Origin of the sequence: Allobaculum fili, from assembly GCF_020969955.1 — a bacterium.
GTDB classification, from domain to species: domain Bacteria; phylum Bacillota_I; class Bacilli_A; order Erysipelotrichales; family Erysipelotrichaceae; genus Allobaculum; species Allobaculum fili.
Map to the genome: position 1 here is coordinate 1 of NZ_JAHDSX010000013.1, position 26941 is coordinate 26941.

Consider the following 26941-nt stretch of genomic DNA (forward strand, 5'->3'; position numbering starts at 1 on the left):
CCGGATCCGAAGTATGAAGAAAACGATGAAGAATAAAAAATACGCCAAGCGGGATCTCGAAAGGGATCCCGTTTAGCGTATCTAATATTCAGTCTCGCGTATACCCGTCGATTGTTTGACACTTACTGCGAACGTCCAAAGAAAAATGCGCGCCGCCGTAAGCCGGCAGCGCGCAAGGAGCGTCCAGTAAATGGGTTTGTGAGTACGGAATAGATGGACCGCACAAGCAGAATGCGTAGATGCAGGGCGCATGAATATGCATGTATATTATGCAATAGGCGTGCAGATAAGGAGCTGCGACTGGAATCAATGTTCCAAACGCAGGAAGAAGCGGGTATCGAGCAGGCGCTTCGCTGCGGTTCGAATCGTGTAGCTTGAAACGACTAAAGCCAGACGGACATAGCGGCGCCCCTGTTCGCCAAACGCCAGGCCTGGCGTGACCAGAATGCCGGTTTCATGAAGCAGATCTTTCGCAAACGCAAAGGAATCTTGCCATTCATCCGGAATTTTCGCCCAGACAAACATGGTGCCCTCGGGCAGCTTCAGATCCCAGCCGGCCTGAGAAAACTCGCTGACCATCAGACGCCGGCGGATCTCATACGTTTCCCGCGTTTTCGCCACGACAGGCGATCCCGTCTTCAGAGCGGTAATGCCCGCATACTGAACCGGAAGGAAAACGCCGTAGTCCATATTGGACTTCAGATTGCGATAGGCGGCGATCACATCTTCGTTGCCGCAGAGAATACCCAGTCTTGCACCGGCCATTCCATACGATTTGGAAAAGGAATTGAGTTCTACGCCGACTTCCTTCGCACCGGGATAGGACAGAAAGCTTTTCGGCTTGCTTCCATCGAAAATCAGATCGCTGTAGGCGTTATCGTAGACGACCAGAATATGATTGTCGCTCGCAAAGCGGATCAGCTTTTCAATAAACCAGTCGGGCGCGACGGCACCGGTCGGGTTGTTTGGATAGTTCACCAGCATCATTCGCGCTTTTTTGCGCTCTTCTTCACTGATTGCATCAAAGTCGATCAGATAATCGTTTTCTTCCTTGAGGGGCATGAACAGAACATCCGCCTCCGCCATGCGCGGCGCATCGAGATAGGCTGGATAGTACGGATCCGGGATTAGATAGCCATCATGCGGGTTGCAGAAGAGAAGCGGGAGATTGACCAGCGCTTCCTGCGATCCCTGAAGCAGGCAGATTTCCGATGGCTTCAGGCAGACTTCGTAATGCTCCTGATACCAGTCCTGGATCGCTTTCACCAGTTCGGGCAGGGGAGACACCGCATAGCGGTAGTTGGCAGGAACGGCTGCCTGTTCGCAAAGCGTATCGATGACGCTCTGCGCGGGCGGAATGTCCGGGGAACCCAGAGAGAAATCCAGGACTGTCATCTGTTCTTCCTGTTCAAGTCGTTCTTTTTCCGCTTTGAGTTCGGTAAAGACCGAAGTATGCAAAGCTCTCATTCGTCTGGCAAGTTTCATCCGATATTCTGGCTGGCCGATTCTGTATCTAATAGAAAAGCTCTGACCAGCTTCCTCCTTTCGCCCGCGGCTTCCCAAAAAGATTCGCAGAGAATCCTTCCAAAGCATCAGCATCCGCCTGACACAGTTCTGCAGCAGACGGCGCTTCTATGGACAGAATCTATTGTATCAAGGATTGAGAAGCCGCGTTTGACGGGCGCTGAAGAATGGAAAAAGCCGAAAAAAACAGAGCGCTTTCTCCCAAACAGAATTGCGGCGATCGCAAAAAGTCTTATTTGAATTAGAAATCTATCGTATCGATCTTTTTGAGGAAATTTATTTTTTTGGTTGCATTCAATGTCCGTACCCTGATATACTGATCAGGCATTCAGGGGTATAGTTCAATGGTAGAACAACGGTCTCCAAAACCGTTGATGTGGGTTCAACTCCTGCTACCCCTGCCATCGAAAAATACAGCTCGATCCAGACAGAACAATCTGTGGATCGAGCTTTTTTATTGCCATTCAAAAATGAAATGTATCTCCGACGCCTGAGGAAAATCCGATCCTCAGACGTTTTTTAATGGAGCGAGAACAAGAACCTGGCACCGGCTTTCTGGCAGCAAATTGTGAAAACGATTCGCAAAGAAGAAAGAGCAGACTGTCCAGGTAAGAATAAGAAAACGCAAAATGGCGCAAACGAAGAAAAGCGCAGATCGGACGGGATCTAATCCGTATACAGAACGGAATCAAAAAGTTCGTGACAAGGAATGCCGGAACGGTTCGATCAAAGGGCAGTCTGCCGGTATGAGTACTCAGGCACTCGATCGGTTCCGGGAAATTGCCTGCCAGCGCAAATCTTCAGGAAGCAATCCATGGATTCTGTGCGTTAAAAAGGCAAGTTAAATAATTAGAAAAAGCAATACATATAGATGAACTTTGGGTCGCAGAGCAGTCAATTGGCAATGTAAGCGTTGACATTCTTATTACGTGCGTAAATAATGACGATGGTCAGGTTAGTTTAAAACAGACGTTAAAACATGTATCAGTAAGCACCTTTTGTTTATACGGATTCGGCAAAGTTTACATACGAATGATATGAGTTCTGCCTTTCTATTCTCGTGATCTGCCGAAAAGTGGGGAAAGCTAACCGAGTTGCACTTTATCAATACACACAGTCCGACATCTGTCTTTTTCTGTTTACGCGAAAATTCAGCTGCATTCATGAATTTGCGTAAAGCCAGAAGAAATGCTTTATCTTCCGCTAGCTTAACATCAGAGCGATCTGCAGGTTTGGAACAAGGCGCCTGATGCTGTACACGGACGAAAACTGGAAGAGAACATTCGCTGGTCAGACAAAAAAGGCTCTCATTTGCGTCGGGCACAAATGGGAGGTGGTAAGGAGGAGGTGGCTGCAGTGCGATCTGAAAAAAAGAAGACAGTTCTGTTCCTTATTCTTTTGTTCGTATTCTGTATTTTCCCAAATCAGTCGATTCCGATCCATGGAGAAGAGTCCGTACAGATTCTGGTCGATCTGACTTCGAGTCCGGCGGATCCGGTGACGGACAGCCGTATCTCGCTTATTCAGGTAGCCCAAACGGTCAACGGGGAATATCAGCTGCTGGCTCCCTTCAATACTGGGAAAGCCGATTTTCTTCAGAACTGGTCTGAAGAAATCACAGCCGAACAAAGAGAAGCGTATGCAGAACAGCTTCAGAAACTCACCCTGGAAGCCATAAACAAGAACCAACCCGTCGTAAGGATCGAACCCTCAATACAGACAGACCGGCAAATCGGGTATTCCGATCTCCAGCCAGGCCTGTACCTGTTAACGAGCGCGCAGGGAAATATGTATAGCCTGTATCCGCCGGTCATTGTGGAAATTAAAAGCGGATCCGAAAGTCCGATTCGAATTTTTCCCAAGGTTCAGTATCCAGGCGTTTCCGTCATTAAGAAGGACGAAAGAGGTCATACCATTACCGGACTGGATTTTGAATTCCGAATTTATGCCAATCCTGAATGCACAGTTGAACTGGCCGTGCTGAAAGGCAATCCGAGAACAGGCAAAACTGATTTCTATACGCTGACTTCCAGCACCCCCGTTTATCTCAGGGAAGTCAAAGCTCCGAAAGATTACAGACTCTCCGATGCGGTCATCCCCATTCACTTTGATGGAAACCAGGTTTTCATCAACGGAACTGAACCGCTGTCCTCCACAAATTCGCCGTATGAATTTGAAATTCCTGTCGTCAACGAAAAAATCGATTTCGATATTACGACAGATGAAGACAGCTCCGAATCCAGTTCCGACAGCAGTTCTTCCAGTTCAAGCTCGGATGACAGTTCTAAGAGTTCAGGGTCTTCCGATTCCTCTTCCGACTCAAACAAATTAACCAGCACGAGCAATTCAAATTCCTCTCATGACCCGTCGCACAGAGGCAATGGTCTGAATACAGCTGCAGAAATGGGTATTCGGTATCTGCTGATGATTTTTGCGGCTGCAATACTGGGTCTGATTGGATTGACGGCTATTACAAAAGCCGACAAAAGAAAGAAATAATAATACATTTTCAAATACTAAATGATAAGAGGATTTAGAAATGAAAAGACTATTTAAAGGTATTGCAGCAGCCGGTTTATCATTGATGATGCTTGCGGGCAATACAATGCAAATGTTTGCGGATGAAATAATACCACCGCAGACGCCTCAAAAAACGACAGAAGGCGTAAGTATCGTAACTACTGAGCTAGACAACCCAGGCTCTCCTAACAGGAAGTTTGACGTTCTCATCACCATTCCTGAAGGATTTGACGGAAATGTCATTAAGGTCTATCCTTTGGAAAATATCCCCACGGTCCACGCTCAGCCTAGCGATAAAAGGGATGTCCACGTGAAGATCGTCAATGAATCAGGGAAGGACTATTACTATGTAGATAAAAGCCTTCAAGTTGAAGTTCCTGCTCAGAATCTGGACGAGCCTAGAGAAACGGTTTACCGTCCTAACAATCAGGCTTTGATAGCATTAGGACTTGATGAGTATGCGTCGTCAAGGGACCTGGCTGACGCAGCTGTCGGATCTCTACTGAAGGAACAAGGATATGGTACAGGGACAGAGCTTACGGCAGCTCAGATCTGTGTTGAATACTTGGACGATTACTATTTAGATTATTACAACAATACGTTCAAGGATCCTGAGGCACCACAGGCATCTTCCCTTAGTGAGGTAAGCTATGAGTATCGTCAGGCTCTCTTTAACGATATGGCCTATAGCGATGTCAATGGCAACTGGGTTGAAGTCCCAACACAAATCCGCCCGGATAGATGTAGCAACGACCGTGAGTCAAATGAAGAGGTTAACAAGCTTAGTTACTACCATGCTTATAAGGATCTGCTTCTCTTGAACAAATTTCCTCTTTTAAATTACCAGGACACTGCGAGCGACGAGTATCTCGGTTTCAACGCTTTTCTAAATCAGCATGTATTTGCGGAGAATGGATTTGACCTCGAAAAACGGGTTCTGGGTACTGCCGCTAACTGCTACCAGAATCATGTCTTTTATTCCGATATGAGTTTCACGCTGGCTCTGGATGGCGTCAAACCAGAAGAAAAGACTTCTGAACCGGATTTGGTTAAGAAAATCACTGATGGCGATAAAATTATCATCGATGAGGGAGAGAATGCTGGGGACTATGCCACTGTCGATGCCGATGGTAGGGTGAAATTCGCTCTGACTTCTCATGTTGGTCAAGATCTTGCAGAAGTAATTAAGCCAAAAGAAGTTTTACCTCCTGGAACACCCGCGGGCGAAACTGTTGAAGACAAGTATGAAACGGTTGGAACCTATTCTTTCTGCTTTGTCGATAATCTGGACGAAGAACTAATTTTAGATAGAGATTCTATTAAGGTTTCAGTAAATGGAGCAGAGATTGAGCTTCCTGAGAGCGCTATTGAAATTGTTTCGCCTCTGACGGAAGGCGATTATGCTGGACGTACACAGATTAAAGTATCTGTGGATCTTGTTAGTCTGTTTTATCAAGGCATTTTCGAATACGAAGATTTTGGTAAAGCTCCGATTGTGATGACTTACACGGCGAAAGTGAAAGACTCTGCAAATGTAAACCCCGGTGATATGTATAACACGGCCTGGGTTGAATATCAGGACAAGCAAACTCAGCCCGATGATGTCGAAGTGGATACATTCGGTATTAAAGTCTTCAAATACGATCAGACCTCAAACAAGGGACTGCAAGGTGCTGAATTTGAACTGACCTATACAGATGATGAAGGTAATACGGTTGTACTCAAAGCTGTATCTAATGCCGAAGGTTACGTTGAATTTAAAGGTCTGAAGGCCGGCGATTATAAGCTCGTGGAAACGAAAGCTCCAGCTGGATACGTTAAATCCGACAAGTCTTTACCAATTAAAGTAAACAAAGATACTGATGATGATACGTATTATGTCAACGTAGAATTCGCAAACGCTCCTGAAGTTCATACCGGTGGAAGCGGAACCGTGCTCTTCACCCTGGGCGGCGGCGCTCTGCTGGTAATCGGTGCTGCGACGTATCTGATTTCAAAAAAACGTCAGGAAAACTAATCCCTATTTTCTGAACATCTGTTCAGACAAAACGAATACCTGAACAGGCGGCAGGCAGGATCGCTCATCCTGTCGCCGCCTTTTTCTATATCCAGAATTTGTCTTAAAAAGAGGTAGTATGCGCCATAAGAAGAATAAAACGAAAAAGAAGCAATCCCGTTTCGGACTGATCCTTGCTCTTCTCATCATGCTTGGCGGTGCGGGTCTGATTTTCTATCCTTCCATCAGCGATATGGTAGTGAACTATCAGCTCAGCAGAAACATCGACCAGTACAATATCGGACTCGAAGGGGTAGAAGAAAACTTCGATGAAGAGTGGCGGCTGGCGGAAGAATACAACGAGTATCTGGCTACCAAAGATCTGCAGCTGACGTGCAGTCCCAAAGAGCGGGAGTATGTCGAAACTTTGCTGAATCCGCTGGGAAGCGGAATGATCGGATCGATTCAAATTCCGAAAATCGGGGTCAATATTCCGATATATTACGGAACCGAGGAACAGCAGCTCCAGGCGGGTGCCGGATTCTGGATGGGATCGTCTCTGCCTACGGGAGGTCCGAGCACACACACCGTTCTCACGGCTCATACCGGACTGGTTCGCGCCAAGCTGTTTACGGACATTGACAAGCTGAAAAACGGAGATCAGTTTTTCATCCGTGTGCTGGACCAAACGCTTGCGTATGAGGTAGATCAGCGGCTGATTGTCGATCCGGATGAAATGGAACCGATGTACATTCAGCCCGGAGAAGATCTGGTCACGCTCTATACGTGCTATCCGTACGGAGTGAATACGCAGCGTCTTCTGGTAAGAGGTCATCGAATCCCGTATGAAGAAGAACCAGAGAATTCGGAAAATCTCGCCGAAAAACTGCTGAAGAACTACTGGATCTGGATCCTTGTCGTTCTTCTTCTTCTCTTCCTTCTTCTGTGGTGGCTGCTGCATCGACACAGAAAGAAGAAGAAAACAAAATCGCAAAAGGAAATGGATGGCGAGAAGACAGATGACGGGAAGACTGGCGAAATCGGTGGCTAAGATAGAGCTGTCCATCCCAGGCTCTCCTTCTTGAACCTGGCCTTCTGATTTCTGACGGATGGTGTCTATCCTGCGCAAGGGGTATGCGATTTTCTCATGCATTTCCAAGCGGAATTCGAAGTCTGCAGAGTACGCTCAGTTCAGCCCTGAATCAAAGGGAAGGCTTGCAGAAGGGATCGGAACGAATTCCCGTCGGCAGCAGGAGAGGAGACAGACTATGGATGAAACGATGGCACTGCTTCAGATCGAAAAGATGAAAGGCAGAAAATACGAATATCAGGGAGATGATCCGGATTTCCATGGGGAAAGCGGAGAATTCGAATGGCTCGATGATATGAACTGCTGCGCGCCGACGGACGCGGTGCTCTTTGCCTTTCAGTGCAAAGGCCAACGCAAAGTGATGACCGCCGCCCAGTTCCTTGAATTTGTTAAAGCGTGCAAAGTGGTAGAGGAATAAATTTCTGAGTCAGAAAAAATGCACCCGGATTTCGGATCATCCGGGTGCATGCTTTATACAAATCGCTGCAGGAATCGATGGTGTCCAGTCTGCAAAGGCCATCGCGAATTCGTCCGCGTTTTCGGTTTTTCGTTTTTTGGCTTTCAGTAGAAGCCTGTCCGGTCCGTCGACAGTCGTGGATCTGGATCGATTTACAAATCAGCAAGGCGAATCTTTTGTGTTCTGGTAACTTCCCGCAAGGGAAGGCCGCCAAAGGGCAGAAGGTTCGCCTTTTCTCTGCCAAAAAGGAGCGATTTCTCGTTTGGGTGTCTTTTCGCGAAGCGGCGGGTTATGACGAATCTCCTGGCTTTTGATCTTGGTAAAAGAGGAAGGCGGGAATGGAAAGGGGTAAAGGTTCCGGCCATGGAAGCCATCCGTAACGGATAGTCGGATTCGGATTTAAGGGTACTTCTTTTCGAAGAAGAAAACAAAAGAAGCGAATATCGGAAGACCGGAATTCCGACTGGGAAAAATGGATACGAAGAGACGGAAGCGCGGTGAGTGCTTTTGCCGCTTCAAGCGTTTATTCCAGACGGACTCTGGATCTGCCTTTCTGCCGGACGATTGTGCGGAGAGGCTTCTTTATGAAGCTGCCCGTTCAAACTGCGGCTCAGAATTTTTCCTTTTAAGGATCGTTTGATCCAGCGGGCACAAAATCCGAAGAAAGAGAGCCCTGACGGTAGGACGGATGGTCGTCTTGCGTTCCCTGGCTCGCTTGTCGAATCCAGGATCGATTCCTTTCTCTTTTGCTGGGGGAGGATTCCGTTTCAGAGCCTGAAAAAGGCCATAAAAAATCCGGAGTCGAAACTCCGGATTGGGGGTCAGAGAAATTTTAGTTCTGTGCGGGCTGAACGAGTTCGTCGGCCAGTTTCTGACGGTTCTGCTCGATGAGAGCCGGCAGTCTGGTTCGTGTATAGCGCAGGAACAGGATACCGGTTGTAACGGCGGCCACAACATCCGCAATCGGTTCGGCCAGGAAAACCGCAAAGACTTTGTCGCTCATGCAAAACGGCAGGATGTAGATCAGCGGCAGAAGCAGAATGATCTTACGATAAACCGCAAGGAAGAGAGACGTCTTCGCATTGCCCAGCGCGATGAACGTCTGCTGACAGGCGATCTGCATACCGAACAGGCAGACACCTGCGATGTAAATGCGCAGCGACCATTCGGTGTACTTAATGAGTTCGGGATCGGGTGTGAAGAAGGAAGCAAAGGCACCCGGGAACAGTTCGCAAAGCGCCCATAAGCCAAAGGAGTAAATCAGCGAGCTGATCAGCAGAATCTTGAACGTCTTTTTGATGCGATCCAGATTGGCGGCACCGAAGTTGTAGGAAATGATCGGCTGCGACCCCTGGGTAAGGCCCTGGAGCGGAAGCATCGCAAACTGCATGATGCTCGCCAGAATCGTCATCGATCCGACAGCCAGGTCGCCGCCGTAGCGCTGGAGGGATGTGTTAAAGGCGAGGGTGATGAAGCTTTCGGTGATCATCATGACAAACGGGGAAAGACCAAGCGCCAGGCAGGGGAGAATGAGCTTCCAGTTCAGACGGATCAGCGAAGGGGAAAGACGAAGCGCGGAACGTTTCGAACTCAGAAACCAGAGAACGAAAATCGCCGAGCAGGCCTGGGAAATGACGGTCGCAATCGCGGCACCGCGTACGCCCAGTCCGAAGACGAAAATGAGAATCGGGTCAAGAACAATGTTGAGAATTGCGCCGATCAGTACGGTGGCCATACCCCAGGATGCGTAGCCCTGTGTGTTGATAAACGCGTTCATGCCCAGGGCAACCTGAACAAAAATGGTACCGGCCGCATAAATCTGCATGTACGCCCAGGCATAGGGGATTGTCTGTTCGCTTGCGCCAAAGGACATAAGCAGATCCCGGCCGAAAACTTCGGTAATGACCGTGAGAACGAGGGCAAGAAGAATGAGCAGGGCCAGAGAGCTGTTCATGATTTTCTGCGCGGTTTTATTGTCTTTCTGGCCCATGAAAACCGCGGCGCGCGGAGCGGCACCCATGCAGACCAGATACGCGAAGGCACTGATCGCCGTAATGAGAGGCATAGTGACGCCGACGCCGGTCAGCGCCGCCTGACCGCTACCGGGAATGTGACCGATATACATGCGGTCGACGATGTTATAGAGAACGTTGACGATCTGTGCGAGGATGCACGGAACCGCCAGATTAAAGAGAAGACGTCCGACAGGGGCGGTCCCCAGATCGGTCTGACTGCTCTTGGATTTGAACATGGAAAACCATCCTTTCTAAACAAAATCAGAACTTATTATGGCACAAACCGTTATTTTCGGTGCAAAAGGAATATAGTCAGCTTTTTGCCCGTTTTCTCACGCGCTTTTTTGAGCGGAACCGACAAATTCCACAGGCAGGGAATATGATGGCAGGGCAGGATCGGTAAAAAAGAGAGGAAAAGCGGATACTTTCGGGGCTTTTTTGCGCACTGTACGTCCCGGTATTCCGTTTTGGCCGCTTTCTTACACCGGATTTCTTATGGCATTTTCTTCCGCTTTTTATGGCCTGCGGCTTTGCGTACAGGCCGCTTTGAGCGACTGGAACGGTTCGCAGTATGGGCCCCGCCTTTTCTTGCGCCCTTGATTTTGCGAAAATAAAAGCACTTTTGAAAATTCAGCAGGTTCTGACCGGAAGGTGTTCTGGATATTCTCCTGTCTGCAAACCTGCCAGACCCGTCTTTCCCCTGTATTTACCTATATTTATTTTATTTCCCGTTGTGTTCAGCGTTCTGAAACGAACGGAGAAAGGAGAACATTTATGGAATCCGCACTGTCCGAAAAGGCCAGACCCAGATCGCACAGGCCAGGCTGGCTGAAAAAACTGGAGGCGCCTTTTCTGAATATAAAAAACGTCTCCGCAAGAGCGGCGGTGATCACGCTGCTGGTCGCCTCGCTGGCGTGGCTCGTTACCTGGATCGTGATCGGGCTTTTCCCTCTTGGGGAGGCGAGCCTGTGTACGAACGACGGGTACGCGCAGTACATGCCGTTTCTGTCCGAATTCTGGAGCATATTTCGAGAAGGCGGCTCAGTCTTCTATTCGTGGAACGGAGGTCTTGGCGGAAACTTCTTTCTGACCATAGCCTATTACCTGATGAGCCCCTTTACCTTCGTGGCGCTTCTGTTCGACCGTACGCAGATTCCGTTCGCAGCCAATCTGATTATCGTTTTGAAAAACATTCTGGTCTGCACGCTGATGGCCTGGTACTTGCCGACACGAAAAGGCGCTTCGAAAAAAGCAATGCCCGCAGCTGCCTGCGCGATCACGTACGGATTTGGCTTTTATTTCATGGGCTATGCGGTCAACTTCATGTGGATGGATTCGAGCGCACTGCTTCCGTTAATGCTTTATGGCATGGAACGGCTCGATACCAGAAAAGGCCGTGCAGCGTATCTGTTCTCGCTGGCGGCGGCTATTTTCATGAACTTTTACATGGGCGCCATTCTCTGCATCTTTCTGGCGCTGTATGAAGTCGTGCTCGTCATGCGCTTTAAAAACCGGCGCTGGGTGCTGATTATCTGGTTCGCGCTCTGTTCGCTCTGCGCCGCGCTGCTGGCTTCACTCGTTTTGCTTCCGGTCATCGAGGGCATGCTTATGGACAACGTTTCACGCATGTCACCGCCGGATTTTGAATTTTTCAATGACTGGGCGTATTTCTTTTCCCGGCTTCTGCCGGATGCGAATATTGTCCGCATTACCCACAATCGCGGGGCGATCAACTTGTACATGGGTTCGGCCTGCCTGATGTTCTGCCTCGTTTTCCTCTTTCAGAAATCGATTTCCTGGCGGACGCGTCTCGGCCTTTCGGGCCTTTGCCTGCTTTACGTGGCCGCAACACAGTGCAGCTGGCTGAACTACGCCTTTCATGGCTTTTACATGCAGAGGCAGGTGCCAAACCGCTTCGGCTTTCTTGTCGGCTTTCTGTCCTGCCTGATGATGTATGACGGACTGGTTCGAATACGCAAAACGAAGCTTTCGGTTCTGATCGGCTGCGGCGTAACGGCCGCCATCGCCTTTTCGGGTGTCGTCTGGCTTTCCCAGACTTCGAATACCTGGATTGCGCCGGCACTTGTCGGCTGCCTGCTCTGCTTTACACTGGCGGCCGGCTTTCATCGCCAGGTGCTGCTTTCGTGGCTCATTCTGGCCGAAAGCTTTGGCTGTCTGGCCCAGTGCGCGCCGGGCGATCTGTCCAGCTCGTTTACGAATATGAAGCCGGATCTGGAAGCGGCGCAGTTTACGGGAACCGGCCGTTCGGACATTCTTTGCAGCGACATCGTAAACGCGCCCGCCCTGTACGGCTTTCGCGGCGTATCTTCCTTTAACTCCGTCATCAATCCGGATACCGCGTCGATTTTAGGCAAGCTCGGCTATGCAAGCGGCGAAAACTACTACCGCGTCTATGGTCATACGTCCATCAGCGATCTCATTCTTGGCGTCGATCTGTATGCGACCGACGAGCACGAACAGCTGCCCGAACCGTTTGTTGAAGTGGCAAGGGTGGATGATCTCGTCCTCTGGAAGTCGCCGTATGCCACGCCGATTGGCAGTACGATTTTTGACGGCATCGACGCGCTCGATGCATCCAATAAATTTACCAATCTCAATACCCTGATGCCCGACAGCTTCACGCCGCTCGATGTAAAGGCGTCGATTGAAACCGACGCGAAGACGGATGGAGAATTCACCGAGTCTGGCACCTGCATGATTGAAGATATCGAAGACGGGGATGTGACGACCGTCAAGCTGGCGCCGTTTCGCGGCACTCAGGTGTACGTGTATGGAACGCTTGGCGGTTCTGGCAAGTTCAAGGTGTTCAAAAACGATCAGCTCGTTCACGAAGATAAATACGACGGCGAAGTCGTTTACGTCGGCGATGTGGCCGAAAACGATTTTGTCGAACTGCAGTTTACAGCGGATTCGGATCGTGACTCGCAGACGCTGACGCTGTATGCGGCGTCGATGAACGAGGATGCGGTCGAACGGGCGGTGGAACGTCTGAATACGAACGGACTCAAGGATCAGTCCGTGGAAGCGACCCGCGTGACGGGAAATTACGAGGCCCAGAAGGAATGCGATATGGTGTTTACCATTCCGTACGATCCAGGCTGGAAGGCGACCGTCAACGGACAGAGCGTACCTTGTGACAGCTTCATGAACGGCTTTCTGAAAATTCATCTGCCCGCGGGTCTGAATCAGATTGAACTGACGTATCAGCCGCAGGGACTCAAATCCGGTCTGCTTGGTACGGCTGGCGGCATTATCTATGCGGTCCTGATCTTAAAAATGAAAGACGACAAGCCGTACCCGGAGGATGAAGACGACCCCCATAAGAAGAAAAAGCGCCGCCGGCCGCTGCGCAAAAAGAAAGTCTCCAGGGAAGAGGAACTCGAAACCGAAGGTTCAGCGGCGGACGACAGCGACGAAGTGGGAAATCAGACGGTTTCGAAAGTCGTAGAAGAAGATTTCGAACGCCTGCCGCAGACCGAATGTGCCGGACAGGATCCGATCCCGTCCGCGTTTGAAGAACCAAAACCAGAGACGAAACCCAAGACTGCCGAAGCACCGGTGGAAAAATCGAAAGCTGCCCCAGACCGGGAAAAGGCGGCTTCGAATAATTCGAATAAAGAGAAAGAAAAAACAAAAGACAAAGCGGCCAAATCCGATCTCGAGTCTTCGGATTCGATCCAGACCCCAGCAGCCTCTGAAGCTGCCGGACCGTCTGAATCCGACGGTACCCCGGCTTCCATGACGCGTGTTCGACTCAGAACGGTTGACCTCAAGGCTCTGGAATCGCAGCTTCCCGAAGATCTGAAAAAAGGCCAGCAGCTGGCCAGCACGGTTCTCTATCAGCCCAAATCCAAACGGGTTCGCTATGAGCAGCGCGCTAATCGGCGAAGCGGGTCGCCGGTCGCAGATTCGAAAGCATCTTCGAAAACGGCAGAGCCGTTCAAAGACGCTTAAGGTCCGCCAACGCAAAAAAAGCCAGGTTTCGAAATTACGCCAGAGATGGTCTGAATTGCTTCGTTCGAGATCGAATTGAAAGAAGCATGCGCTCAGGCGCGTTTCTTTCTGGCTTTACACAAATCCAAAATCGAATTCCTTCACGCAAAAATGCTGCAGTCCGCGTGATCCACTTAAGGGATCCGCAGGGACTGCAGCATTTTTCTCTGGAAAGCAAAAGGGGAAACAGTGCAGATCAGGCCGGTTTGCGCTGGGACTTTCGTTCGGTTTTACCGGAAAACTCCGTCATTCCTATCCAGTGTCCGCCTCGCTTTATGGAGCGGGATGGTACTGGTTGGTATCGGGATCGTGACCGGAAAAGCCGGTTTCAGGCAGACTGTCGATCGCCTGTATCGTCTGCTCGTCGAGTTCGAAATCAAAGACGTCGAGATTGGCTTTCATCCGTTCAAAATGGGCCGATTTGGGCAGCGGGAGAATGCCGTTCTGCAGTTCAAAACGCAGGCAGATCTGGGCGGTGGACTTGCCGGTTTTCTTGGCGATTTCTTCGAGTTCTTCCAGCTTTAAAACGCGCTGGCGGCCAAGGGGCGACCATGCCTGGACGACGATGTTATGTGCCTGGCAGTATTTCGTCACTTCGGGCTGGAGATAGCCAGGATGGTATTCGATCTGGTTGACCATGGGGGTCACTTCCATATCCATGAGCGGTTCGAGATGGTGAACGAGGAAATTGGATACGCCGATGGCACGGACTTTGCCCGCTTTGTACAGATCGATCATGGCCGACCAGGTTTCCCGGTTAAGGGCGATCCAGTCTTTGCCGAATTCGTGTTCGCACGCCGGCCAGTGGACGAGATACAGATCGAGATAGTCCAGACCGAGATCGTGCAGACTCTGGTTGCAGGCGGCGATGACATCGTCGTAGTGTCTGGCTTCGGGCGGGCATTTGGAGGTAATGCGAAGATCTTCGCGCGCAATGGATGTCTGGGCGAGGGCCTCTCCGATTTCCGCTTCGTTTTTGTACATCGCGGCAGTGTCGATCAGGCGATAGCCCGCATTCAGGGCTTCGAGCACGATATCCGCTGTGGAGACGCCGGCCACTTTCCAGGTGCCAAAGCCAGTGGAAGGAAGCACGACGCCGTTGGAGAGCGTAAAGGTTCTGAGATTGGAGGCTTCGTTTTTACAGTCGTTTGGATACATAGTCTTTTCTCCATATTCTGCCGCCGCATCCGGTTTCCGTTCGGTTTACTGTCCTTTGAACGCACGATGCCGAAGGGCATCTTGGGCTCCTGCCCTGCGCATAAGACGAAAGGTCAGAGAGTGCGGCCTGTTTTTCTTCAGTATACCAATCGGCTTCCGTATTGTTTTTTGAAGCGAATTTGAAAACGAAAACCGCTTTCTCCGACGAAAAAACCGACCCGCTCGTTTTGGAATATCGAGCGGGCCGGTTTTCGGCTGCCGTGTTTAGAGCAGGTCGGTGTTTATCGCAAGACTGTGTTTCGGTCGCTGCTCGCAAAACCGTGATTGAAGCGTGCAGGCAGAATGCGAAATGTAGGGTTAAGCCGCCGCGGTCTGTGCCTTCTGTGCGGCGAGAAGCCGGCGGGCGGGCCGTTTGATCAGCAGAGCGCCGATCAGAAGGACTGCGGCGGAGCCTAAAGAAATCGGGAAGATGGCCAGAATGGTCATGAACGTATGCGAGAGCGGGAAGACAAACAGAATCCAGAGAATGCGAACGACACATACGCCCAGCGTCGTCAGTACGGCAGGAAGAACCGAAATGCCAAAGCCGCGCAAATAGCCGGAAATGACTTCGTACTGAATGGAGAAAAAGTAGCTGCACATCAGAGTGACCAGACGCAGGTAGCCGTTTTCGATGACTTCCGGATTCGAGTTGAACAGGGAAAGCAGCGGCTTGCCAAAGGCGATGACGCAAAACGAACAGCACATGGTCACGATCAGCCCTTCGATCAGACACGTCTTCAGCACCTTTTCGCAGCGATGAATTTTGCCGGCGCCGTAGTTCTGACCGGTAAAGGTCGTGCACGCCTGACCGAACGAGTTGATGACGTTGTAGACGACCATTTCGATATTGAGCGCGGCGCTGCTCGACGCCATGACGATCGTGCCCAGCGAGTTGAAGCCGGACTGAATGACGACGTTGGCAATGGAGAAGACGGAAGACTGAATGCCCGAAGGAATGCCGATCTGCAAAATCCAGGTGACCGTTTCGCGATCAAACGGCTTGTGAAACAGCTCTTTCCACGTGATGAGATGCTGCTTCATCAGAATACCGAACAAAATGAAGGAGCTGATCAGGTTGGAAGCCACGGTGGCGATCGCTACGCCATCGACGTTCATGCCAAAGACGATGACGAAGAGCAGGTTGAGCAGAACATTGATCACGCCTGAAGCGGCCAGCGCGATCAGCGGAATCTGCGGCTGACCGATACCGCGGAAAATGGCGGCTTCAAAGTTGTAGAGCAGAATGACCGGCAGACCGCCCAGATAAATTTTCAGATACAGTTCAGCCAGCGGGAAAACTTCCGCCGGAACGCCCATGAGCGAGAGCGCCCAGGAGGCGATCAGCTCGCCGATCAGGCAGAGAAAGAGACCGCCGCCAATGGCGAGCCATAAGGAAGAACGGGCCGCCGTGCGCACCTGTTCGAATTTCCGGGATCCGACGCAGTTGGCAATGACGACATTGCTTCCCAGCGAAATGCCGATAAACAGATTGACGATCAGAGAAATGAGGGACGCGCAGGCGCCGACGGCGGCCATGCAGTGGGCACCCATTTCTCCAGTAAACTGACCGACGACCGCGACATCGGCCGCGTTGAACAGCTGCTGCAGTATGCCGGTAAAGGCCAGCGGCATCGCAAAAAGCAGAATCTTATCCCACAGTGAGCCGGACGTCAGATCCATGGCTGTTCTGTCTTTCTTTCGGTGTAAAAATCGCATCGGTTTTCTCCTCTCTTTACTTTTTTCTTCTTATGTCCTGCCTTATGCAGAGATTTGGCGAACGATCCCGTTTTGACGCTTTCGGCCCGGCTGTCCGGTCCATAGAACGGCCGCAGGGGAATGTTCGATACGATGGGAATGGTATTCCTCGAAAAGCGAGTTGGGAAAAGATTTCCCGTGAAAAACAGGGAAGAAAGGTGTAAACGCTTACGGTATAACATTCAAAAACTTATACCGTATATGAATAGGAATAGTTCTCTCTTTTCCAGACGATTTGTCTGGAGCGTTCGAATGGGTATGGAGCGTCAAAAAATCGAATCGTTTCCGGCTTTTCACCTTTCGCTGCCATGGGATCGGGGAATTGCCCTGCAACCGCCTGCGGGCAGTAAAAAAACTTTAAGAAAAAAAGAAAGCCTTTATACTGTTAATGGTCTGCACTGACTGCAGCTCAAAAAGGAGATATTACATGAGTGCGAAAGTTGTTGTCGGCACCCAGTGGGGTGACGAGGGAAAAGGAAAAATTGTGGATGTACTCGCCGATAAAGCGGACATGGTCGTTCGGTTTCAGGGCGGGGACAACGCCGGCCATACCGTTGTGGTCAATGGCAAGAAACACGTTCTTCATCTGCTGCCCAGCGGCGTTTTAAGAGAAGATGCCGCCTGCATCATTGGCCCGGGCGTCGTATGCAATCCGTTTGTGCTGCTCAAGGAAATGGAAACGCTCGAAAAGAGCGGGCTTTCCACCAGCCATATCCGGATTTCCGACCGAGCCCAGATCCTGATGCCGTATCACTGCTACCAGGATGAACTCGAAGAAGCCGCTGCCTCCAATAAAATTGGAACCACCAAGCGCGGAATCGGCCCGTGCTATCAGGATAAATACGCCCGCAAGGGCATTCGCTACCACGAATTCATCGATTTCGACACGTTCGAAAAGCGTCTTCGTGAAAATGTAGCCATGAAAAACAAGCTGTTCACCGCCGTATACGGCGGCAAGCCGATGGACGCGGATGAAATGGTGGAACAGTTCCGCCAGATTTACGACCGCATCGTGCCGATGATCGTAGAAAGCACGCATCTGGTCAACGAAGCGATCGATGAAGGAAAAGAAGTTCTGTTTGAAGGCGCACAGGCTGCCATGCTCGATATCAACTACGGAACGTATCCGTACGTTACCTCGTCCTCGCCAACTTCGGCCGGCGTTACCGTCGGTGCCGGTGTTGCGCCTAGCCGCCTCGACCAGGTGATCGGTGTCGTTAAAGCGTATTCGACCCGCGTCGGCGAAGGTCCGTTCGTTACGGAACTCGAAGACGAAACCGGCGAATGGCTGCGCAAGAACGGCTTTGAATACGGCGCCACAACCGGACGTCCCCGCCGCTGCGGCTGGCTCGACCTGGTTGTCGTTCGTCACGCCAACATGATCAACGGTCTGACCGATATCGTTCTGACCAAGCTCGATGTTCTCGACGGTCTCGATGAAATTAAGGTGTGCACCGGCTACGAAATCGACGGCAGGCTCCAGAACTACGTACCGTCCGATCAGGCGGATGTAGCCAGAGCCAAACCGGTTTACACGACATTGCCGGGCTGGAAGGAAGACATCACAAAAATGCGTACGTGGGATGAGCTTCCCGAAAACGCGAAGAAGTACGTCGAGTTCATTGAAGAATTCACTGGCGTACCCGTTTCGATGGTTTCCGTCGGACCGGACCGTGAAAACAATATTGCCCATAACGATCGCTTAGATTAACGATCGTCCTGTCCGGTTTTTACAGGAAAATTGCCGCATCGCGCATATTTTCCCAAACCAGAAGAAATTTAAGAAATACAGAGAGCGATCGAACGCTCTGCCCAGACACGTATGGCGCAGACGGTTTTGATCGCTCTTTTTGTTTTTGGCCCGCTTCCATTCTGGATTGGACACAATTGCCGGCGATTTGCAGAAAGCGGTTTCGGGATCGTCCCTTTTGCTTACAATGGAGATAACAGCTTTACCGTTTAATCCAAAGAAAAGAGAAAAAAGACGATGAGAAAAACAAGATGGAAAAACACCATGGCTCTGCTGGTATCTGCCTCCATGGCCATGACGCCGGTCCTTTCGACCGCTTCGCCGATTCTGGCCAATACGCCAGAGAGTACGCAGGAAACGACGAGTCCTGCCGAAGTCAGCGATCTGCGCAAACTGGTCAATCCGGTTTTGCAGGAATATACGCCGGCCGCGCAAAGCGGAACGTGGAAACTGAGCAGTGACACCATGCTGGCGATCAGCGCCAGACAGGATCTGATTGATAACACCCAGCTTTCTGATATGGTGCGGCTGATCAGTTCGGAAATGAAAGACAAGGGATTAAGCAGCGATTTCGTACCGGTTCGCTATTTGCCGGCCGATGCCGCCGATCCAAACGGAATTCTGATCGATCTGGCTGATTCGGTGACTGAAGACTCAAGCAGTCCGGAAGCGTACCGCATCGAAATCAGCGCAGCCGGCATTCATCTCACCGGGGCAAGTGAGAAAGCCGTACTGCATGGCCTGCACACGATTGAAGCGCTTTTGCTGCAGGGGGGCGTTCCGTATGGAACGATCGTGGACTATCCGACGATGAACGAACGGCGCATTCATGTCGACTGCGCCCGCAAATACATTTCCAAGGACTGGTTCATTCGACTGATCCACGAAATGTCCTGGAACAAAATGAACGCGCTCCAGATGCATTTCTCCGAAAACCTCGGATTCCGCATCGAGTGCGAAACCGATCCGTCGATCGTGTCGGATCAGTATCTGACCAAAGCCGAAGTCCGTGAAATTCTTGCGGAAGCGAAAAAGTACGGCATTAATGTCATTCCGTCCTTCGACTCCCCGGGTCACGTGGACCAGATTCTGAAATCCCATCCGGAATATGGTCAGGTTTCCAGCAGCGGTTCGCATTACGCCTCCGGTCTGGACATCACCAACCCGGAAGCCATCGCCTACATCCGCTCGCTGTATGCCGAATACTGCGAACTGTTTGAAGGCTGCACCGATTTCCACATCGGCGGCGACGAATACATGGAATTTGACCGCGCGCCGTTTACGACGCAGTACCAGTCGGTACTCAACGCCTACGCCGTGGAAAAATACGGGGCAGGCTACACATGGAAAGACACGGTTTCCGGCTACATTAACGAGCTGGCGGAATTCGTTCATGAAAAAGGCTTTACGCCGCGCATCTGGAACGACGGCATTTACTATGGTCATTCCAGCGTATCCGGCCGTCAGAAAATCGAAATGCACGACTACATCGGCATCGACTTCTGGTCGCAGATGGGCTGGAACCCGTCGATCGCCAAACTGTCGGCCTTCATCGAAATGGGTCACAAGAAAATTTACAACATCAACTCCAGCTACTTTTATTACGTACTGCGCGGTTCCAAACCGACAGATGGACGTGAGCAGCATTCCTTTGACAACCTCAACCCGGATCAGCTGATTTACAACGAATGGACGCCGGGCAAATTCTCCGCCAATACGATCGCAGACGATTCCGAAGTGATTGCCGGTGCCGCCATCGGCATCTGGTGCGACGTGCCGGATCTGGTCGACGAAGACGTCATTATGGACGATATCCTCTCGCCAATGCGCGCCCTGGCTTCCAAGTCGTGGAATACGCAGTCCAATACGATTTTGCCGTTTGCCGAACACCAGACGCTTGAAGAAACGCTCGGTCACGGCGGCGCCTGGACGAAAGGCACCAAGCTGCCCGAAGCCCCAGCCGTTCTGCCGGCGGAAAATCTGGGCTCCGTACTGATTCACTATCAGGATGAAAACGGACAGAAAATCGCCGAAGACCGTACGCTTTACGATACGATCGGCACTTCGTATTCGATTGAACCGGCGGATGTGTACGGCTATCGCTGCACGCAGGAAGCCGTAACGGGAGCGTATGCCGAAGACCGCAAAGAAATTACCTTTGTTTACAGTCTGTACACCGACTGGTCCGAACTGGATGCACTGCTGGCTCATCCCTATACACAGAGTGACGTTCTGCCCGACGGATGGAGCGCCTATAAAGACGCGCTCGATGCAGCCAGTGCGCTTAAAGCCGCCGGTCCGGCGCACCAGAGTGAAGTCGATGCGGCCTATACAGCTTTGAAGACCGCCCAGGACGAACTCGTTTCGATGAACCGCTACGTTCTCTGGATCGAAGATCAGCATCCCGTCGAGGAAAGCAGCGTTACCCAGGGCTGGTCTGCCTACAGTGCGGCCCTCGAACAGGCCCGTACGATTCTGAACAAAGCGGACGCAACGACCAAGGAAATCGAAGACGCAGCCGCCAGTCTGCAGGAGGCCAAAAAGGGTCTGCTTTTTGCCCAGGATCCGACCATCACGACCACCGCGACGAAACCGCCTTATCAGACGTACGCGTATTCGCGCATGTTCGATAACAACCTCTCGACCTACGCCTGGTTTGACGGCGAACAGGTTGCGGGAGATGACATCACCTTTACTTTTGAATACCCGGTAGAACTTTCCGGAATCCGCGTCCAGTTCCCGACGGGCGACACGGAACTCGACTACATCCGCAGCGCGGACGTCGAAGTGTCCGCCGACGGCACCACCTGGACGAAAGTGGGCGAACTCGACGGCACCGCCCGTGACGTGACGGTATCCTTTGCGGCGCAGTCCGCCAAAGCCATTCGTCTGAAAATGACGCAGTCTGTGAAGTACTGGACGAAAATCTGCGAAGTCGACTTCACCATCGCGGCACCCGAATCCGGTACCGCGCTGATCGAAAAACTTGCCGAAGGCAGCGTGTTTGATCCTTCGCTTTATACGTACGAATCGTTCTGTCCGTTAATCGAAGCCCTGAATGCCGGTCAGCAGGCGCTGACGTCCCGTCAGTCTTCCGTGCAGGAGGAAATCGACGCCATTCAGGACGCGATTGACAATCTCGTCCCCAAAGGCAGCGTAGTGCTGAATCGCACGCTGCTCAAAACCGCACTCGATAAAGCCGAACGTCTTCAGAGCGACGCCAGCTTCCCGACCGCACAGACCAATGAACTGAAAACACGTGTTCTCGCGGCTAGAGGCGTCTATGAAAGTGCCGAGACGCAAGATGCAGTCGATGATGCGGCCAAAGCGCTCAATGCGTACATTCTGACGCTGCGCAAAACACCCGATGCGAACGGGCTCGAAGGGCTGAAACCCGCCAGGTAAGCATTCGGTCGTTCAGATACAAAGTCTGAAACGAAAGCGCAAACCAGAACAATATCCAGCAGCAGAAAAAGGACTGTCCGATCCAAATCTCAGTAAGGAGATCTGGAAGGGGCAGTCCTTTCTTCGTCTGTATGTTTGTCCAGAAATATCGTTTGTCTATCAATATTCGATATGCGGTTACTTGTTCGAGCCGCCAAACTGGAAGACGTACATGAGAATGCTTCCCGCAATCGCCGCGTTGAGCGATTCAAAGGTTTTCATCTCGATGTGTACGCATTTCGTGCAGGCGTGTAAAATGTCCGGACGAATGCCCTGGCCTTCGTTGCCGATAATCAGCGCGTACTGGTCAGGAATGGCGAGTTCATGCAGTTCGACGGAATCCTGATGCAGAGCGGCGCCAAATACAGAAATATGCCGGCTTTTCAGATCTTCAATCGCTTCGGCCAGATTGCAGGTTACGACGGGCAGATGGAAAATCGCGCCCTGACTGGACTGGAGCGTTTTTGGACCGAACGGATCTGTGCAGTCGGTCGAGCAGAGAATTTCTTCGATGCCAAAGGAAAGGGCGGAGCGAATGAGCGTGCCCATGTTGCCCGGATCCTGAATCTGATCGAGAAGAAGTACTTTTGTCGCGTGGCTGAACGTCGCATACGCCGGCTTCTTGCATAAGCCGATGTAGCGCGCATCGCTTTTCTGCGCGGACATTTTGTTTAAAACCGGCTGACTGCAGAAAATGGTTTCGATGCCGGGCAGCGTTTCGAGATTTTCGAGCTGATAGACTTTCAAAAGCAGGCCGGCCTGCGCCGCTTCCTGGATCATATGAAAGCCTTCGACTAAAAACTGGCCGCTCGCGTCGCGATCCTTTTTATTTTTGAGACGGACCATCGCCTTGACGGATGCATTTTGTAACGATTCAATTTTCATGTTCATTTCCTCAGAAGGACCGGCGGCTTCTGTCGAAGATTTCGAGAATTCCGAGAATAAGGAATTCTCGAAAAAAGTACCACCCGGATCCAGATCGATTTCCCAGAAAGGGAGCGTTCAGATTCAGCCTATCAGAAACCGGCGATCAAGCAAAAAGAGGGCCTTGAAAACTGATATGGACTGAGCGATCGCTGCGAAATTTGCGGATCGAAAACCGTCCGCACGCCTGCCGGGATGAAAAGACAGAATGGCCGAAAAGAAAGCGGAAAAAGAACGTTCCCGTCTCTTTTGTCTTTCCCGCCTGTACCTTTCCCGTTTTGTCCGCGCTTTGAAAAATACGAAGATTTACGGAAAATGCTTCAAAAGACAGAGACCGTTTTTCAACGCAAAGTTGCACGCGTTGACATCTCTGCTACAATTGTGTTCAGGCAAAGAGGGAAACGTGGCAGATCCGGCACGGCATGCAGAGAGCTTCTCACTCCGGTGAAAGAGAAGCAGTCCGAGCCCCTGTGAATTCATTCCTGAGCTGGAGCGTAATGTCTCCCCGTTTCATACGGATATCATGATTTGAGTGTGTCTGTATACGGACGAAGCGAAATGGTACCGCGGCGAAAGCCGTTTTCGCGTTCGTCCGTTTTTTTATTTTCTGGAAACGGACGGATCCTTTCCGGGTTTCCGTTCCATCTTTGCGAACATACATTTCGCTGCAAGCTATCCTGCCGGTTTTCGCGCCGGCTTGAGAAAGGAGAAATCATGCAGAATTTTGATGAATTGAAAAACCAGATTGCACAGGATTTCGCCAGTGCGCAGGATCTTGAAGCGCTCAGCGCGCTGCGTATTGAATACCTGGGCAAAAAAGGTCAGATTGCTTCCTTAATGAAGCAGATGAAAAGCGTACCGAAAGAGGAAAAGCCGGCATTTGGTCAGGCGGTCAACGACCTGAAAACCGAAGCCAGCGCGCTTTTTGAAGAAAAGAAACAGGCTCTGGAGCAGAAGGCGCTGGAAGCCCGTCTCGCTTCGGAAAAAATCGACCTGACGCTGCCGGGACGCAAACCGGCGTACGCCAACCTCAACCCGCTTCACCTCGTTCTTCAGGAACTCGAAGACCTCTTTATCGGTCTTGGCTATCAGGTTATTGAAGGCGACGAACTCGTAGAAGACCTGTACTGCTTCGAGCGCGCCAACATTCCTAAGGATCACCCGGCACGTGCCATGCAGGATTCCCTGTACATCGATCCGGAACATCTGCTGCGCACCCATACGACCGCGATCCAGATGAAAGTTCTCGAAGAGCAGGCGCCAAACCCGATTAAAGTCGTCTGCCCGGGCAAGGTGTACCGCCGCGATGACGACGATGCGACCCATTCCCACCAGTTCATGCAGATTGAAGGTCTGGTCATCGGCGAGCACGTACCGCTGTCCGATCTGAAGGGCACGCTGGAATTCGTTGCCCGCAAGATGTTCGGTCAGAACCGGGAAATCCGCTTCCGCCCGTCCTACTTCCCGTTTACCGAACCGAGCGTAGAAGTCGACGTATCCTGCCACATGTGCGGCGGCAAGGGCTGCCCGACGTGCAAGGGTACCGGCTGGATTGAAATTCTCGGTGCCGGCGAAGTTCACCCGAAAGTACTCGAAATGGCCGGCTACGACAGCACAAAAATGAACGGATTCGCGTTTGGCATCGGCATTGAGCGTATTGCCATGCTTAAATACGGCATCGACGATATCCGTCATTTCTATACCAACGATCAGCGGTTCAATAAGAACTTCGATCGTTTTGACTAAGGAGGGACGACTATGAAACTCTCAAGAAAATGGCTTGAACAGTATATGGATCTTGGCGATCTGACGATGGAGCAGATTGCCGACACGATTACAGCGGCCGGCTTTGAAGTCGAAGACATTATCGAACTCTCCAATGCCACGGGTCTTGTGATTGGTGAAGTGCTCACCTGCAAGGATCATCCGGATTCCGATCATCTGCACGTGACGACCGTCAATACGGGCGATGAAGTCCGTCCGATCGTCTGCGGCGCGCCAAACGTCGCAGCGGGACAGAAAGTCATCGTCGCGCTCCCAGGCGCGAAACTGCCCGGCGGCGAAATCAAGTCCGGCACGATTCGCGGCGAAGTGTCCGACGGCATGATCTGCTCGCTTGCGGAACTTGGCGTCGACAAGCACCTGCTCAGTCAGGAACAGCTCGAGGGCATCGAAGTGCTTCCGGCGGATGCGCCCGTAGGCAATACGGATCCGCTTTCGTATCTGGGTCTGGACGATACAATTCTCGATATTTCCCTGACGCCAAACCGCGCGGACTGCCAGGCAATCTGGAGCATGGCCAGCGAAACCGGCGCCATCCTCAATAAAAAAGCTGCCCTTCCAGACTGCGAAGGCGCGGCCGATGCCGGAAACGATCATCCGACAAAACTCGTAATCCGTTCCGAAACCGAAAAGTGCCCGCACTTTTACGGCAAGATCATCGGCTCGGTAACGATTAAGGAATCGCCGCGCTGGATGCGCGATCTGCTTCGTGCAGCCGGCATGCATTCGATCAACAACGTGGTCGATATTTCCAACATCGTCATGCTCGAAACCGGTCAGCCGATGCACTTCTACGACCTGGCGGCCATTTCTGCGCAGGAAATTACCGTCAAGCAGGGCCTGAACTGCGACTACACCGCGCTCGATGGCGAAACGTACAAGCTGGAAGAAGACGATCTGGTCATCACCAGCCAGGACAAGCCGATCGGCATCGCCGGCGTGATGGGCGGCGACGACTCCAAAATTGAAGACAATACGACCGGCCTGATCATCGAATGTGCTTCGTTTGACCGTGTCTGCATCCGCAACACTGCCAGACGTCTCTCGCTAAGCACCGAAGCGTCTCTGCGCTATCAGAAAGGTATCGAACCGCTAGCAGCCAAAAAGGCCCTCGATCGTGCGGTGGAACTGCTGATCGAATACGCCGATGCGAAAGACATTGAAGCGACCGTGGAATACGGATCCGCCGATTTTGAAGAAAAAACGATTGCCTGCACCCTTGAACAGATCAACAACCGTCTGGGCACCGACTTCTCGAAAGAAGAAGTGCTCGATGTTTTCGAACGTCTGAACCTGGAACCCAGCGTTGAAGATACGACGTTCACCGTTCGCGTTCCGAGCACCCGTCTCGATCTCGAAGGGCTCGCGGATCTGAGTGAAGAAGTCATCCGCATGCTTGGCTACGACCGTCTGCCGTCCACGCTGCCGATGATGGCCATGACCGAAGGCAAGCTCAACCCGAAACAGCGTCAGCGCCGCTTCGTCAATAAAGTGCTCCTTGAAAACGGCGTACAGGATGCGATTACGTACACCCTGATTTCTACCGCCAAAAAGGACAACGCGATTCTTTCCGCCGGCGAAGCCATTGAACTCGCGCAGCCGATGTCGGAAGAACGCCGCTACATCCGTACGTCCATCCTGCCGTCTCTGCTCGATGCGGCCGCATGGAACAAGGCGCATGGAAACACGGACATCAATCTGTACGAAATTTCCGAACTGACGTCTTCCAAAGGCGTAGAAGAACATCTGGCCATTGTACTTGGCGGACCGCTGACGATGACCCGCTGGCTCAAGGACGTTGTTCCGGCCGACTTCTATACCCTCAAGGGTCTGATTGAAGAAATCCTGGTTCGTCTGGGCATTTCCGAAAACCGCATTTTCTTCAAGGAAAACAAAAAGGATACCGTTCATTTCCATCCCGGACGTTCGGCCGAAATTTACATCGGCAAGGATCTCATCGGTCTGATGGGTGAAATCCATCCAACGTACGGGGCAGAAACCGGCGTGAAAAAAGCGATCATCGCCGAGATCAATCTCGATAAGATTCTGAACACCAAGAAGAGCAAAGTGAAATTCGTACCGACATCCCGCTATCCGTCCGTTACCCGCGACCTGGCGTTCGTCGTCAAACGCGATCTGCCTGCCAGCAAGATCGTCGACGTCATCCGCCGCTGCGGCAAGCTCGGCAAGGAGTCGATTGTTCGCGATGTCGATGTCTTTGACGTGTACGAAGGCGAACATGTAGGCGCCGATGAAAAGTCGATCGCGCTGACTATGACCTTCCAGTCCGAACACCAGACGCTCACCGATGAGCAGATCACGGAAGTGTTCAACACGATCATCGAAGCCATCCAGACCCAGTGCAAAGCCGTTCTGCGCTCCGCGTAAAAACGGTTTAATCTGGAGTTTGGCGGAATCCAATTCCGCCGAAAAAGATAATTTCTGCAGCAATACACAGACAGCCTGCCCG

The 26941-nt window shown here is 51.5% G+C and carries 14 protein-coding genes and 1 tRNA gene; 10 read left to right on the top strand and 5 right to left on the bottom strand.

Annotation, left to right across the window (positions count from 1 at the left end):
* Positions 1 to 306: 306 nt before the first annotated feature.
* Positions 307 to 1467, bottom strand: coding sequence for a pyridoxal phosphate-dependent aminotransferase (locus tag Afil_RS04515; RefSeq protein WP_230267326.1), 1161 nt, complete (start codon positions 1465 to 1467; stop codon positions 307 to 309).
* 387 nt (positions 1468 to 1854) lie between these two features.
* On the opposite strand from Afil_RS04515, the gene Afil_RS04520 reads away from it, so the two are divergent.
* The 5 genes from Afil_RS04520 (at position 1855) to Afil_RS04540 (ending at position 7548) form a co-directional block, all read left to right on the top strand.
* A tRNA-Trp gene (locus Afil_RS04520) sits at positions 1855 to 1928 on the top strand.
* 952 nt (positions 1929 to 2880) lie between these two features.
* Positions 2881 to 4023 carry a hypothetical protein gene (locus tag Afil_RS04525; protein ID WP_230267327.1) on the top strand — a complete coding sequence of 381 codons (1143 nt, stop codon included), beginning with the start codon at positions 2881 to 2883 and terminating at the stop codon, positions 4021 to 4023.
* 40 nt (positions 4024 to 4063) lie between these two features.
* Positions 4064 to 6061, top strand: a complete 1998-nt coding sequence (locus tag Afil_RS04530; protein ID WP_230267328.1) for a SpaA isopeptide-forming pilin-related protein — start codon at positions 4064 to 4066, stop codon at positions 6059 to 6061.
* 118 nt (positions 6062 to 6179) lie between these two features.
* Positions 6180 to 7091 carry a class C sortase gene (locus Afil_RS04535; RefSeq protein WP_230267329.1) on the top strand — a complete coding sequence of 304 codons (912 nt, stop codon included), beginning with the start codon at positions 6180 to 6182 and terminating at the stop codon, positions 7089 to 7091.
* A gap of 217 nt (positions 7092 to 7308) precedes the next feature.
* Positions 7309 to 7548 carry a hypothetical protein gene (locus Afil_RS04540; RefSeq protein WP_230267330.1) on the top strand — a complete coding sequence of 80 codons (240 nt, stop codon included), beginning with the start codon at positions 7309 to 7311 and terminating at the stop codon, positions 7546 to 7548.
* Positions 7549 to 8419: 871 nt separating this feature from the next.
* Here Afil_RS04540 and Afil_RS04545 read toward each other — a convergent pair.
* Positions 8420 to 9838: an MATE family efflux transporter gene (locus Afil_RS04545; protein ID WP_230267331.1), complete on the bottom strand. Its 1419-nt coding sequence runs from the start codon at positions 9836 to 9838 to the stop codon at positions 8420 to 8422.
* Between the two features lie 538 nt (positions 9839 to 10376).
* On the opposite strand from Afil_RS04545, the gene Afil_RS04550 reads away from it, so the two are divergent.
* Complete coding sequence (locus tag Afil_RS04550) at positions 10377 to 13577, top strand: YfhO family protein (protein WP_230267332.1); 3201 nt, start codon at positions 10377 to 10379, stop codon at positions 13575 to 13577.
* Between the two features lie 312 nt (positions 13578 to 13889).
* On the opposite strand, the gene Afil_RS04555 is transcribed toward Afil_RS04550, so the two are convergent.
* Together Afil_RS04555 and Afil_RS04560 are read right to left on the bottom strand one after the other, a co-directional pair.
* The gene (locus Afil_RS04555) at positions 13890 to 14774 is read right to left on the bottom strand and encodes an aldo/keto reductase (RefSeq protein WP_230267333.1); all 885 of its coding nucleotides are present in this window, start codon (positions 14772 to 14774) and stop codon (positions 13890 to 13892) included.
* A gap of 357 nt (positions 14775 to 15131) precedes the next feature.
* Positions 15132 to 16532 carry an MATE family efflux transporter gene (locus Afil_RS04560; RefSeq protein ID WP_230267334.1) on the bottom strand — a complete coding sequence of 467 codons (1401 nt, stop codon included), beginning with the start codon at positions 16530 to 16532 and terminating at the stop codon, positions 15132 to 15134.
* 466 nt (positions 16533 to 16998) lie between these two features.
* Here Afil_RS04560 and Afil_RS04565 point away from each other — a divergent pair, with 466 nt between their 5' ends.
* Together Afil_RS04565 and Afil_RS04570 are read left to right on the top strand one after the other, a co-directional pair.
* Positions 16999 to 18282 (top strand): adenylosuccinate synthase, encoded by a 1284-nt coding sequence (locus Afil_RS04565; protein WP_230267335.1) that lies wholly within the window; start codon positions 16999 to 17001, stop codon positions 18280 to 18282.
* A gap of 276 nt (positions 18283 to 18558) precedes the next feature.
* Positions 18559 to 21726 (top strand): family 20 glycosylhydrolase, encoded by a 3168-nt coding sequence (locus Afil_RS04570; protein WP_230267336.1) that lies wholly within the window; start codon positions 18559 to 18561, stop codon positions 21724 to 21726.
* A gap of 177 nt (positions 21727 to 21903) precedes the next feature.
* Here the strand turns inward: Afil_RS04570 and Afil_RS04575 are convergent, their stop codons facing one another.
* Positions 21904 to 22650 carry a TrmH family RNA methyltransferase gene (locus Afil_RS04575; RefSeq protein ID WP_230267337.1) on the bottom strand — a complete coding sequence of 249 codons (747 nt, stop codon included), beginning with the start codon at positions 22648 to 22650 and terminating at the stop codon, positions 21904 to 21906.
* Between the two features lie 753 nt (positions 22651 to 23403).
* On the opposite strand from Afil_RS04575, the gene pheS reads away from it, so the two are divergent.
* Complete coding sequence (pheS, locus tag Afil_RS04580) at positions 23404 to 24435, top strand: phenylalanine--tRNA ligase subunit alpha (protein WP_230267338.1); 1032 nt, start codon at positions 23404 to 23406, stop codon at positions 24433 to 24435.
* A gap of 12 nt (positions 24436 to 24447) precedes the next feature.
* Entirely contained in the window at positions 24448 to 26859 is a 2412-nt protein-coding gene (gene pheT, locus Afil_RS04585; protein WP_230267339.1) for a phenylalanine--tRNA ligase subunit beta, read from the top strand.
* Positions 26860 to 26941 lie beyond the last annotated feature (82 nt).

Coding starts and splice junctions, on each gene's coding strand:
- Afil_RS04515 (WP_230267326.1), bottom strand. CDS start 1,467: ATGAGAGCTTTGCATACTTCGGTCTTTACCGAACTCAAAGCGGAAAAA.
- Afil_RS04530 (WP_230267328.1), top strand. CDS start 4,064: ATGAAAAGACTATTTAAAGGTATTGCAGCAGCCGGTTTATCATTGATG.
- Afil_RS04535 (WP_230267329.1), top strand. CDS start 6,180: ATGCGCCATAAGAAGAATAAAACGAAAAAGAAGCAATCCCGTTTCGGA.
- Afil_RS04540 (WP_230267330.1), top strand. CDS start 7,309: ATGGATGAAACGATGGCACTGCTTCAGATCGAAAAGATGAAAGGCAGA.
- Afil_RS04545 (WP_230267331.1), bottom strand. CDS start 9,838: ATGTTCAAATCCAAGAGCAGTCAGACCGATCTGGGGACCGCCCCTGTC.
- Afil_RS04550 (WP_230267332.1), top strand. CDS start 10,377: ATGGAATCCGCACTGTCCGAAAAGGCCAGACCCAGATCGCACAGGCCA.
- Afil_RS04555 (WP_230267333.1), bottom strand. CDS start 14,774: ATGTATCCAAACGACTGTAAAAACGAAGCCTCCAATCTCAGAACCTTT.
- Afil_RS04560 (WP_230267334.1), bottom strand. CDS start 16,532: ATGCGATTTTTACACCGAAAGAAAGACAGAACAGCCATGGATCTGACG.
- Afil_RS04565 (WP_230267335.1), top strand. CDS start 16,999: ATGAGTGCGAAAGTTGTTGTCGGCACCCAGTGGGGTGACGAGGGAAAA.
- Afil_RS04570 (WP_230267336.1), top strand. CDS start 18,559: ATGAGAAAAACAAGATGGAAAAACACCATGGCTCTGCTGGTATCTGCC.
- Afil_RS04575 (WP_230267337.1), bottom strand. CDS start 22,650: ATGAAAATTGAATCGTTACAAAATGCATCCGTCAAGGCGATGGTCCGT.
- pheS (WP_230267338.1), top strand. CDS start 23,404: ATGCAGAATTTTGATGAATTGAAAAACCAGATTGCACAGGATTTCGCC.
- pheT (WP_230267339.1), top strand. CDS start 24,448: ATGAAACTCTCAAGAAAATGGCTTGAACAGTATATGGATCTTGGCGAT.